Source organism: Mesorhizobium sp. M1A.F.Ca.IN.020.06.1.1 (assembly GCF_004023265.1).
Classification (GTDB): domain Bacteria; phylum Pseudomonadota; class Alphaproteobacteria; order Rhizobiales; family Rhizobiaceae; genus Mesorhizobium.
The window spans coordinates 1-11,537 of record NZ_RZSR01000068.1 but is presented as its reverse complement, the minus strand read 5'-3'; the positions used below and the strand labels follow the sequence as shown (position 1 = coordinate 11,537).

General features: G+C 65.0%; 11 protein-coding genes. All 11 read right to left on the bottom strand.

The window, feature by feature from the left end:
• Window positions 1–10: 10 nt before the first annotated feature.
• The 11 genes from EOA60_RS05395 to EOA60_RS05345 all read right to left on the bottom strand — a co-directional run bounded on the left by EOA60_RS05395 (window position 11) and on the right by EOA60_RS05345 (window position 11,430).
• Entirely contained in the window at window positions 11–1,345 is a 1,335-nt protein-coding gene (locus EOA60_RS05395; protein ID WP_127335106.1) for a S49 family peptidase, read from the bottom strand.
• A gap of 8 nt (window positions 1,346–1,353) precedes the next feature.
• The gene (locus EOA60_RS05390; RefSeq protein WP_127335107.1) at window positions 1,354–1,626 is read right to left on the bottom strand and encodes a hypothetical protein; all 273 of its coding nucleotides are present in this window, start codon (window positions 1,624–1,626) and stop codon (window positions 1,354–1,356) included.
• Window positions 1,626–3,230 carry a phage portal protein gene (locus tag EOA60_RS05385; RefSeq protein WP_206522092.1) on the bottom strand — a complete coding sequence of 535 codons (1,605 nt, stop codon included), beginning with the start codon at window positions 3,228–3,230 and terminating at the stop codon, window positions 1,626–1,628. Before EOA60_RS05385 ends, EOA60_RS05390 begins: the two co-directional genes overlap by 1 nt.
• Window positions 3,227–5,227: a terminase gpA endonuclease subunit gene (locus tag EOA60_RS05380; RefSeq protein WP_245479178.1), complete on the bottom strand. Its 2,001-nt coding sequence runs from the start codon at window positions 5,225–5,227 to the stop codon at window positions 3,227–3,229. Before EOA60_RS05380 ends, EOA60_RS05385 begins: the two co-directional genes overlap by 4 nt.
• A complete protein-coding gene (locus EOA60_RS05375) occupies window positions 5,224–5,811 on the bottom strand; it encodes a hypothetical protein (RefSeq protein ID WP_127335109.1) in 588 nt (195 codons plus the stop codon). Before EOA60_RS05375 ends, EOA60_RS05380 begins: the two co-directional genes overlap by 4 nt.
• 154 nt (window positions 5,812–5,965) lie before the next feature.
• Window positions 5,966–6,562 carry a phage tail protein gene (locus EOA60_RS05370; RefSeq protein WP_127215565.1) on the bottom strand — a complete coding sequence of 199 codons (597 nt, stop codon included), beginning with the start codon at window positions 6,560–6,562 and terminating at the stop codon, window positions 5,966–5,968.
• A 96-nt stretch (window positions 6,563–6,658) separates the two neighbouring features.
• A complete protein-coding gene (locus tag EOA60_RS05365) occupies window positions 6,659–7,495 on the bottom strand; it encodes a hypothetical protein (protein WP_127215564.1) in 837 nt (278 codons plus the stop codon).
• Between the two features lie 342 nt (window positions 7,496–7,837).
• Complete coding sequence (locus tag EOA60_RS05360) at window positions 7,838–9,649, bottom strand: phage/plasmid primase, P4 family (protein ID WP_127335110.1); 1,812 nt, start codon at window positions 9,647–9,649, stop codon at window positions 7,838–7,840.
• Window positions 9,646–10,899, bottom strand: a complete 1,254-nt coding sequence (locus EOA60_RS05355) for a P4 alpha zinc-binding domain-containing protein (protein ID WP_128311121.1) — start codon at window positions 10,897–10,899, stop codon at window positions 9,646–9,648. The genes EOA60_RS05360 and EOA60_RS05355 overlap by 4 nt, the downstream gene beginning before the upstream one ends.
• 20 nt (window positions 10,900–10,919) lie before the next feature.
• Window positions 10,920–11,153, bottom strand: a complete 234-nt coding sequence (locus EOA60_RS05350) for a hypothetical protein (protein ID WP_127335578.1) — start codon at window positions 11,151–11,153, stop codon at window positions 10,920–10,922.
• Window positions 11,143–11,430, bottom strand: coding sequence for a hypothetical protein (locus tag EOA60_RS05345; protein ID WP_127335577.1), 288 nt, complete (start codon window positions 11,428–11,430; stop codon window positions 11,143–11,145). The genes EOA60_RS05350 and EOA60_RS05345 overlap by 11 nt, the downstream gene beginning before the upstream one ends.
• Window positions 11,431–11,537 lie beyond the last annotated feature (107 nt).

Genomic DNA, 11,537 nt, shown 5'->3' with positions numbered 1-11,537 from the left:
GTGCGAGGCATCAGCCCTGCCTGGCCGGTGCCCCCGTCGAGGCGCGGTAATTGGCCAGGATCCGGTTGGCCGCTTCCTGCGATGCCGCCGCGGACTTTCCAGCGCCGGGCTGCGCGAGGCCGGCCGCGGCAAGGCGCGATTTCTCATAGACCTCGGCGTCCGCGCCGGCCGGCTTGACCGCCGCGACGTTGGCGACGACGAACGCGGCGACATCTTCACCCGTCATGGCAGGCGACTTGGTCGCCAGGTCGAGCGCCGCCGCCATGCGACCGCCATCTCCCTTGACGCCCTCGGCGCCAAGGGCGGTCGTCAGGCGCTTGTTCTCATGCGCCACGCCGGTGGCATGGCCTTTGGTCTCGGCAGCCGCGACGGCCGCGTTGTGATCGGCTTTCGGAATGCCGGCAACTCCAATGGCTGCGGGCGCGCCGGGGTTCTCGCTCATGGATGTGCTCCCTTTCTGCGGGGTTGAGCGCCCGCCGTTCGGCGTGGAGGCGCGGGAAAGTTCGGCAAGTACGCTTTCGAACGAACCGACCCGGTCGGCGATGCCGGCGTCGACCGCAGCCTTGCCAATGAAAGTGCGTGCTTCCGTCTTGCGCGCGGCGGCTGCGGTGAGCCTGGAGCCCCGCCCTTTGGCCACCGTGCCGAGGAAGGCGCCGTAGAAGGCGTCGACTTCGGCCTGCAGGTCCTCGCGGACGGCGTCGGAAAGCGGCTCGAAAGGGTTGGCGTCGACCTTGTGGGCGCCGGCATGGATGAGGGTCGGCGTGATGCCGTCGCGGTCCAGCTGCCGGCTGAAGTCGGCGTGCAGAAGAACGACGCCGATCGAGCCCGCTATGCCGGTTTCCGTGGTGACGATCTCGTTGGCGCCCGACGCGATGGCGTACATGGCCGAAGCCGCCATGCCGTTGACGACCGCGACGGTTCGCTTCCTTGCGGCAAGATCGCGCACGAGGGCTGCCGTTTCGAAGGCGCCCACGGCTTCGCCGCCTGGCGAATGCATGTCGAGGATGACGGACTTCACAGCAGGGTCGGCCGCTGCCGACTTCAGCTGGAAGCCGATCCCTTCGTAGGAGGTCAGACCGGAGCTGGCACCGACCCAGGCGCCGCGGTTGACCAGGGAGCCGGTGACCGTGATGATGCCAACCCCGTCGCCGGTGACGCGATAAGGCACGGCGCGGCGGGCGCCGTTCTCGTCCTCGACGACCGATCCCCCCTCGAATCGCGAACTCTGGGGCGCATTGACGCCGAGCCTGCCGGCAAGGACGGAAAGCACCACCTCGGCCTTGTCACGCGTGATCAGCAGCGGCCGGTTCAGCACCCGGTCGGCGATATGGATCAGCGATGTCATGGAGGCTCCTAGCGGATGAACCGCATGGTCTTGGCGTAGCGCAAACGCTTTCCGTTCTTTGCCGAGCAGGCAGCCGCGAGGCGCATCAGTTCGGCGTCGAGCGCCTTGATGTCGGCGCCGGAAAAACGAAGCTGCTCCCGGGTCACCGGGGACTGGATGGAAAGTTCCTCGACATGCTCGCCGGCGAGCGCGCGCAGCTTGACCGCATAGAGCGCCTGATAGAGCGCGCAGGGGTCATCCTGGTCGACGGCAACGCCGTTGATGGTGACGAGGGTCGGCATCAGGCATCTTCCTTTTTCTTCGATGCCTTCTCGTCCTGGATGACGTCGTCCTTCGCGTCGCCCGGCCCCTGACCGAACGGCGACGGCATGCCCGCCTCGACATAGCGCTTGTGCCAGTAGAGCCGGCGCTCGAAGACCTCCTCCGCGTCGGCGCCGATCTCCGCGCATTCCATGTCAAGCGTCGACGTCCCGTTGAGCAACCGTTCGCTCGCCGCCTTGGCGCTCTTCTGGTCGTCGGCAGTGGCCTTGGCCGGGCCTTGCCACATTGCCCAAAGCACCCTGTCCCGGTTTGCGGAGAAAGCCTCGTAGCCACCCTTGAACGGCAGCCGGCCGGTGCCGATCAGCTCGTCCACCAGATGCTCGAAGCCGATCTGGCAAATCGGCGAAGCGATGCGATCGCGGCGGCGGGTGACAACCGGGTGCAGGGACGCCCCTTCCATTCTGGTCGAGGAATAGGTCGCGCCCTCATAGTTCATCGTGTAGCTGGCAACGCTGATGCCGATCGCGCGCGCCATGCCGCGCTGCAGCTCGTTGGACACGGGCAGGAATTGCGGCCCCGGAATGCCCGTCGACATCAGGTCGAGTTTCTCTCCGGGCGCCAGATGCGAGATTTTCGGATCGCTGCCGACCGAGATCTCGCTTTCGGCCGCCTTGTCCATGACGGCAAGGAAATAGTCGCGGAACTGGGCGCGTAGTTCCTTGCCGTCCTGACTTTCGCCGAGCGCTTCAAGAGCCTCGAAGGCCTCCGCCGACGGCTTTTCGCTGGTCAGCACCTGGGCAAAGACGGTCTGCAGGATGCCGGTCTGGATCGTCACGTCGACCAGCGTCTCCCATTGCAGGTATTCGCGAAAGGCCGCGACGAGCCGAGAAATGCCACGCACGTCGTTGCCGTCCACCGGGTCGAACACATGAGCGACCATCTGGCGCCCTTGCGCGTCATAGGCCCGATGGTCGCGCTTGACGACGATGCCGGTTTCTTTCTCGGCGAGACGGTAGGCGACAGGACGGCCGTTCGGATCGTGGATAACGCCCTGATACAGCCCCTCGAACTCACTGGTGTCCTGCACCAAAGCGGTAGGCGTCGTCAGGCACATCTTGGTGCCCGACGTAATGCCATAACGGCGGCGGTCGCCGGCGGACATATAGTCCATCAGCATCAGCGCCTCGCCAAAGACGACGTCATGGCGCAGAGCGATGTCCACCTTTTGCGGCACGATGAATTTGCCCTTGAGGTCGCATTCGCGCGCGTTCCACGCCCAACGTTTCCACTCGGCCTTCAACAGCTTGATGAAATCGTCCGTCTCCTTCCTGTCATAACCAAGCTTTGCTAGGTCCGGCATCGGATTGAGGATGAGCTCGACTCCGACGGTGTCGGCGATGACCTGGTCGACCGCGCCTCTCAGACGGCCGGAATTCTGGATGATGTCCATGGCAAGGCCGGCCGCGCGGCGCCACGCGGTGCGAACCTCGTCGCGATGATCGCGCAGCGCGGTGCCGCGCGTTGACAGGATCCGCGAACGGCTGTCGCGCAGATACCCGGCATTTGCGGACGGACGAGGAGCGGACGCGCCTTCCCTGCCGAATATCCGCTCCAGCAACTTCATGCGCGCCTTTTCCATTTCTCGCGACGGGCTTGCGAGACCTCGTCCGTCGTCGATTCCGTCGGGTCCGTGGTCTCAGGCTTCGGGGCATGGCGCAGGCCGTGAAGCAGGTCCGGCTTCGAAGCCGGTCTCAGCCGCTCGCGCAGGGCCGCCCAGTCGTCGGCCCTGTTGGTCGACAGCCCGAGCATTTCCGCCATCGCCATGGCGTAAACCTGCGCGTCGAGGCAGTGATTGTCCGGCCGCAGGCGTTTCCATTCCTCATGGAACTTGCCGCGCACGACCTCGGCGACGAAGGCCTCCGCCGTGAGCTGCAGGAAATATTCCTTCGGCAGGAAGTCGCCGAAATGCACGTAGCCCGGCGGATCGGCCGGCTCGCCGGAACGCAGGCCGGGCTTGTGCAGATTGGCGAACAGTTCCGACTTGAGGCCCCATGTGCCGACCGGCCATAGCATCGCGCTGCCGAAACGCTTGCGCTTGCCGCGCTTGGTGACCGACTTCTTGGCCGGGACGCTGATTGCCGGCACACCGCGTCCGCCGACGCCCTTGACAGCATAGGCATTGGGGCGCCGCCGGCACCATTCCAGGACCTGATTGGTGCGGCCGCCGTCGCCGCCGTCCACGGCCAGTGCCTCGATCCGCCGCCAGCTACCGAAAGCGTCGTGGAGCGGCTTGGCGAAGAACTCACCGAGCTTCGTCCAGGCGCCTTCGCCGGCGTTGTCCGTCGCACCCTCGAAGAAGCGGACGCCCAGCACCCAGCATTGCCGGTCCTCGCCAAAGGCAACGACGAGGGTCCAGATGCCATTGTGCTGCACGTCGGCGCCGGCGACGAGAATGAGCCCATCGGCAGGGATCTTCATTTCCGCGAAGGGTTCGCGGCGCTCCATCAGCCGCTCGTATTCCGGCGCGTTGCCCTTCACCTTTGCGGGAAGGCCGTACACCAGATTGAAAATCCCCTTGTCGCCGAGACCGCCGGCCTTGGAGTGGTTGAGTATGTCCTCGGCGATCGCTTCGTAGCTCATCATCAGCGAGATGAAGGCATCGACGTGGAAGCCGGGGTGCCGGTCAGGACCGGTCAGGGTGGCGATGTAGCGTCCATTGCGGACGCCGATGACCCGCTCGGTTTCGGTGATGATGTGCCCGCAATGCGGGCAGACATAGAAGCTCTTGTGCGGATGCAGTCGATCGAGATGGAACCCCTCGTGGGCCTGGACGAACTCTCCGCCACATTCAACGCAGGCAATGTTCCAGAAACGCTGGTCGGAGCGCTTGAAGGAACGGTCGATCCGGCAATGCCCGGGCAGGTCGCCCAGGTCGTCGCCGGTGTCGATCTCCGGCGTCGACAGCTCGAAGATCTTGAAGGCCTTCGTGCGCCGGAAGGCGGTGAAGCGACCGAAAAAGAGCGTTTCCGGATCGTCGCCGCTGACATGGGTCTGCCACTTGGAGACCTCGTCCTTGACGCCGTAGCGCGTCGTCTTGCCCGAGAGATCGGTCGCCACGTTGGCGTTGGCGAGCATCAGCGATCCGCCGGCGAAACGCTTCTCGTAAATGGTCGAGCCCGAGCCGGACCGGCTCACGGCCGGGAAGATCACCTGCTTGCCAGTCTTCGCCTGCCAGGCCTCGATAAGCGGCTGCAGCTTCTGGCTGTTCATGTCCTGCAGGAAGTCGATCGACGGCAGGCCGTAGATGGTGTTGTCCGGCGCCGTGTCGGCGATGTAGAGCGACCAGGCAAGGGCGAGGATCGAGACGCCCGTCTGTTGCGATTTGCGCACCGTCACCAGATTGCAGGGATGCTCGAGCGACAGGCAGTCGGCGATCTCACCTAGATATGGCGCGTCTTCGAGCGCCCAGAGTTCCCCCTTCTTAGGCCCGTCGACAAGCACGATGTTGTCGGGCAGCCACTCGCGAAAGCGCGCCGGCGGGCGAGGCCTGATCGCCTCCGCAAGCGCCATGCCGGCAAGGCGCAGCGCGCCGGGATGGCCGAGCCCGAAATGGACGCTCACAACTCCTCGTCCTCGAGCACCTCGTCATGCTCCGCGGCTTTCTCGACGATGGCGCCGAGCCGATCGGCAATCTCGGTGTTCAACTCGAAAGCGATGCTGCGCAACAGCACGCGCAGCCCATGGGCGCCTTCTCGCGAAACTGCCAAAGCCATGTCGTCGGCCTTGTTCTGCAGACGGGCGATGCTCGACTGGATCTCACGGCCGCAGACGGTCAGGGCTTCACGCATCCGGTCGGCGCGGACCAGCTGGCCGATATGCTCCTGCCGACGCAGCTTCTCGCGTCCGACTTTGAGCCAAGCTTCTTGCCGAAGCGCTTCGTCGCGCGACGTGCTGGAGTTGGCCGACGGAGCCGACGGCGCGTCCTTGCGAGCGGCCGCAATCTTCTCGGAGCTAGCGAACTCGCCGCGGTAGTGATCGTAGTGCGCCAGCGAAAACCGCATGATCCGGTCGCGAGCGTCGCGCTCGACCGGAAGGTCATGCTCCTCGACCAGTCGCCGCACCAGTTTGGTGACGGCCTGCTTCGTGACGCCATCGCGCGCCGCGATCTCGGCGGGCGTCGCCATCACGGTTTCTTCAGACGGCATCCAGACAACTTCCTTCGAGCCGCTGACAACCCTGACAACCCAACTTTTTCGATGGTGCGACTGGCGGAAATCCAGGGGCGGGTCTGCCCGTTTGAGGTCGAGGGGCGCGGTACGGTCCCTATACCTTGGGTGGCGGCACGGCTGTCTTGCCCAGTTAGTCGAAGAAGCCAGGGAGCATGAAGCTGATCTCGTGCATGACCCTCGGCGGCAGCTCGCGGTTGGCGAAGGCTGTAAACTCTTGAGCCGTGTCGCCCTTGACCATCTCGGCCGGGATGATGACGCCTGAATCCACGAGCGAAACCGGCCTGCCCCACCTGGTCGACGAGCGATCCGGCGCGTAGACGTGGCCGCCCAAGCCCTTGGCGGTGACGCGATTTGGAAACCGACCTGCCTTGGCGAAATCACCGGCATACAGCCGCCGCGCGCCGAAGGGCGAAGCGGTCACGCCAGCCCGCGTCTCGCGCGGCTTGAAGTATTTGAGCGAGACGTCACCGCCCTGCGTGCGCATGGCATAGGCGAGCTCGCCATAGTTGGCCCGCTCGACCTTGATCGCCCTGCGGATCGTCCGGTACGGCAGGCCCGTCTGGTTCGCGAGCGTCCGCGTCAGCTTGGTGCGCAACCGATCGCCGACATGATTTACGGCTCGCGCAAGCAGCAAGCTGCGCTGCATCTCGCTCAAGCGGCCCAGCGCATTGTCCAGCCGCTTGAGACCAGACAGATCGGCCCACCTGATCGTCAGCAGGCCGTTCACGCTCGTACTCCCAAAATGAAAAACCCCGGTCGCGAGGAGCGCCGGGGCGAGTTCTTTCTTACCGTGATCAGGTCTATGTCAAGTTTCTGCCGCGCGTCAACGGACGGAGGCGGTTTTTTTCGCGCGTTGATCCGCATCGTTGTGTGCCAACCAAACCCCAGGTCTGTCCTCCTCGAGCCATGGCGTCATCGTGCGATCAGAGGACACTAGCCGATGCGCGATCAGCTGCGGCCCGAGCTCGGCCTCGAGCCAGCGCAGCGCCGCGACCCAGATCTGGTAGTCGAGCCGTCCCATGATGTCGCCGCTCGGATCGGTCGAGAACTCGTACTTTCGGTAAGCGCCCTTCGCCGGCCGCTTGAGGCGCTCGTCATAGCCATGCACCTCGATGTCGTAGGTCTGGCCGTTATTGTCCGTAACGCGCTTCATGACGAACCAGGCCGGCTTGCCGCCGCGCTCGGCCAGCCGAACCCTGGCAGGGTCCGCGCCCCAGTCAGGCTCCCGCCCGAGGATCGCGGTTCCGACGACCAGGCTGACAATGCCTTCGCCGCGTTGCTCGTGCGAACGGGCGCGATAGCGCTCAACTGCGCGCGCAACGTACAGTTCGGCCAAACCGTGCGTATCCGGCCAATTCGCCAAGGCATTCCAGCCCTGCGGGATGACGACCTCGCAAGCGGCCAGCGCCGCGACCGCCCGGCCAACGGTCACCGCATCCTCGTGCGGCTCGCCCTGCTCGATCCAGAAATTGTCGTAGTCCTTGCGGCCTCCATCGATCAGCGCGCCAAGCTCGCCAAAGCTGGTGATCTTGCCCCAGGAAGAAGCCTGCAACATGCGCCAGGCCGAATGCGGATTTTCCAGACCTTCCACGCCACCCCCCTTCGGCAGCTCATGGACGAAGGCCCAGGTCAACAGCTCTTCTATGTTCACCGTCTTCATGTGCTTTCACTCCTTCGTCCCAATTTTTCTCTTATCGACCCAACTCGCTGCTCTTCGTCCCAAATCGAAAAGCCAACAAAGCGAACAAAAGCAGCAGGCTAGCCGGGATGTCGGGACGGGAGGGTCGAAAGGGACGATGAAATCCGCGCCATACATGAAACACCCGCTATGCCTCTTTGTCCTTCGTTTGATCTCATCCGCGCACGGATGAACCGAGAGAAATCGACCCCAGCGTCCCTTGCTTCCTAACCTGCTGCTTTCCCAAACCCTTTCAGTCCGGCTCCCTTCCCCAACTCGCAATCTACCGTCCCTCGCGGCCTTGGCGCCAAAGTGGGGAAAGGGTCAGCCCTCAAAGCCGTATGCCTCCGGCGAAGGGCCTGGATCGCGGCCGGGCGGCCGCACGAACTCGTCCTTGACCCTGATGCCCCGGTAAATCGTCGTGCCGCTTTTCGCCTTCCAGAAGCGCTTCATCGCGCCGTCAGGCGATCGCCATGTCAGCCGCGTGTAATCGGGAAGCTTGCGCGAGAAGGTCGACGACTTGAACTCCGCCGCACCCTCGCGGGCTGCCCAGTTGGCATAGCCGAGGTGCAGGTCACCGGGCGAAGTCTCGTCATCCTCCTTGCCAGTCACGATGCAGGCGTTGCGCAGGAAGGCGCCGATCGGATCGCTCTCTTCCCGGTATTCGCGGGTCGCGGCAAGCACGCTTTCCGGTGGTCGCAACCCATAGTTCAGGTAGTCGAGCGTTCCCCGCACCAGCCAGGCGAAGACGCCGTCGGCTTCGGCGCGCAGCTTCTTGGGCAGGTCCCGATCGATCCTGTCCTTCGAGATCTGGACTTCCCAAGGTACGAGATAGACGCGGCGCCAGATGCCGTCGGAAGTGTCATCGATGCGCGGCTTGTGGTTGCCTGAAAGCAGGATCTTGAACTGCGGCAGCACTTCGAAGAAATCCTGGTGCAGCCGCCGCACCGCGATCTTCTCGCCGCCGGTCAGCGTCTTGATCAGCGCGTCCTTGAGCTTCACGCCCATTTCGGGTTCCGATGCCGCGACCAGCCGCGCCCCAGGCAGGCGCGCGAGATCCGGCGTCGCCTCATTGCCCCCTCGCCTGGTATCGCCGGCGAAACTGTCGATCGACAGCGTCACGGCGAAGTCGCCGAAGATCGAGCAGAGCAGGTCGACGAAGGTCGACTTGCCGTTCGAGCCTGCGCCGTAGAAGAACACCAGGCATTGCTCGACTGTGAGGCCGAGAAGGCAATAGCCTGCAAAACGCTGCAGGAAGCCCCTGATCTCCGGGTCGGGCTGCACCTCTTTCAGAAAAGCGTCGAACACCGGCGCCGCGGCACCGGGCCGATACTCGGCTTCACCACTCTTCGAGATCAGATCAACGGGATTGTGGAGGTCGAGGCGCGGCTGCCACTCATAGACAGGGTCCTGCGGATCCGACTCCTCGTGCTCCATCCGCACGAAACGCAGCGTGCCGGAGCGGCAGTTGAAGGCGTAGACATCCTTGTTAAGGTCGCCCACCATCCTGGCAACATGCGGCAGCGCTTCTTTCATCATGTTGTCCAGCTTCGAGGAACCGGCCGAGCTTTTGGCGTGACGATGCCGCGACGATTTCCTCGCATTGGCGCTCTTCTGCGCCTCATTGGCGGCGTCGATGATGTCTTCCAGTTCCATCAGCCGGCCGAGCTTCTCGGCGTCCCAGTCCTTCTTCGGCGCGCCAAGGCGTTTGCGCTCCAGGCGGGCGTTCCGGCCGGCCTCCAGGGCCCTCTCTTCATCTTCGGTCGCGCTCAGCAGCGCCGCCTCGGCCGAGATCAATTCGGCGGTCCTCTGGGCCAGCGGCCGCACCACGGACCCGTCCTCGTCCTCTTTCCAGCGCGTGCCGTCGAAACCATGCCAGCCGACGCGCGCCACATGCAGGACGCGCGAGCCGTAGCGGATCAGGAAACGCCGGCCGTTCCCGATATCCGTCTCGGGCTCCAAGGCGCAGTCGCTCAGCACCGACTGCTCGTCGGGCTGTTCGGGAAGCTGCCGCCACGTTTCACTCGCGCCAAACAAAGGGGATCGGGGCTCTATCCCATAGGCGGCGGCCTGGCGCTGGGCTTCCTCGAGGACGGCGGCCACCTGATCCGGCATGGCGGGGTTCTTGCTGCTCATGCCACCCTCTTCGCGGCCTCGGCAGCCATGGAGGCGAAATCGCAGCCAGGCCGCGGCCAGACGATCGGGATCGCCCTGCCCGGCCGCGCATGCCGGGCACGGGCGCGCGCCATCGCCGCCGCGGTCACAACGCGCTCGGAGTCGCCATCGGCGAGCAGCACGAGCTCGGTGACCTGTTCGCCCACCCACATGGCGTCCTCGGGGTCCTGACCAGGTCGGGGCATAGGCCCGGCAATCATCAGCGGTCGCAATGCGCCTTTCGCATCCGGCTTCTTCAGCGTGGGATGGGCAAAGCGCGAGGCGGGATCAGCCGGGCCGGCTAGATTGCCGAGGTCGCCGGCGGCGAAATAGAAGGTGTCCTCGCGCCAGCTCTCCCAGCAGGCAAAGGCCGCGCCGTTCTCGATCCCTTCCCCGCCGACCCAGCGTGCCGCGGAAGGATCTCCGAAAAGCGGGATCAACCCGCCCTTCTTGGAGCCGCGCATTTTCTTGGTCGGCAGGGCCTCGCCCGTCGCTGGATCGGTGAGCAGCGGCCGGAACTTCGGCGGCCGCGCCAGGTCGAACCAGGTGATGTGGCAGCCAATGGCATCCAGGTCGGCATTGATGAAGGGCGCGACCATCGCCGGCCCAGAATGGAGCTTACTCGGCCGACCGCGCTGATCGCTGCCGTGCCAGTAGGCCAGCTCCGAAGCGCAGCGCAGCCATTGCGAGGCGCCAATGCGGCCGCAGCCGCGTGCCTCGAGATAGTCGACGACCAGCCGCCCGAACCGGCCGACGCGTGCAGCGGCCTCGTAGATAGACCTGGCCTTTTGCCGCTCCCGTTTGCGATAGTCGATCTGCCGCCCGGCGCGTTCAGCCAACTGCGCTTCATTCAGCCGCCGGCGCTCTTCAAGTCGCCTGTGGCGAGCGATGGCCTCGGCGGCGTGTTCCTGGCCCGCCTCGCTAGGAACTGGTCGGTCGAGCACAATAGAGCACGCCTCCAGCAGCGCTTGGCGTCGATGCAGGTCGAGGCCTTCGCAATGCGCCACCATGCCGATGCCGTCATTTCCGCCAGCACCGCCAGCCCGGCAGTTCCATTTGTTCTTGACGGTGTTGAACGCAAAGGTGTCCGTGCCTCCGCAATGCGGGCATGGCTGCGGGTGCTCGTGCCGGCGGCCGGTGAATTTCAGGCCGAGCCGTTTGGCGGCGTCGTCGATCGAGACGTCGCGGGCCGCCTCGACGAACTGTTCAATGACGAAGCCACCAGACTGCATGCTCAAAACAGCGGCTCCTGTTACTCTTTTCCGATCCCCTCGCCGCCACGCGAGAACGTGCCTTCCTCCGCGGCAAGCGCCCGCAACAGCCGCGCGGATAGCCCCAGCCGCGCCCGCACCTGCTCGATGCTCTGGCCCATTTCGAACAGCAGCCGCACGCCCTCGGCCTGCATCGGTAAAGGCAGCTTGAAGAGCGTCGCCGCGTCGATGCTGCCGGGCGTTCCGAAGATCGCTTTTGCAGGTCTATCCAGCATCGCAGGTGCTCCCTGTTTCAGTGCTCGTCCCGTGAAACATCGCGCCGGCATCGCGCGGCGGCGGCAGGTAGAAGGCTCGGAAGGAAAGCCTCAGCCAGTCGCAGACGGCGATGACCTTGGGCGCCGAGACGCTCTGGCCGTTGCAGATGCGCGAAAGGTCGGAAGCGCTTACCCCGATGTCGGCGGCGCAAACGCGCCAGCCGCGACCATCTTCCTCGAGCCTCGCCCGCAACAGCTTGCCCAGCTCGCGATAATCATAGGCAGCGAGCCTGACCATGCCTGGCCTCCTTTTTGAGAAACAGCGACGGCTCCTCGCCGATCCAGGCGCAGAGCGCCAGGAACTCGTCGGCGCCCGGATCGCGGCCGCGAGCGGCGCGATAGACG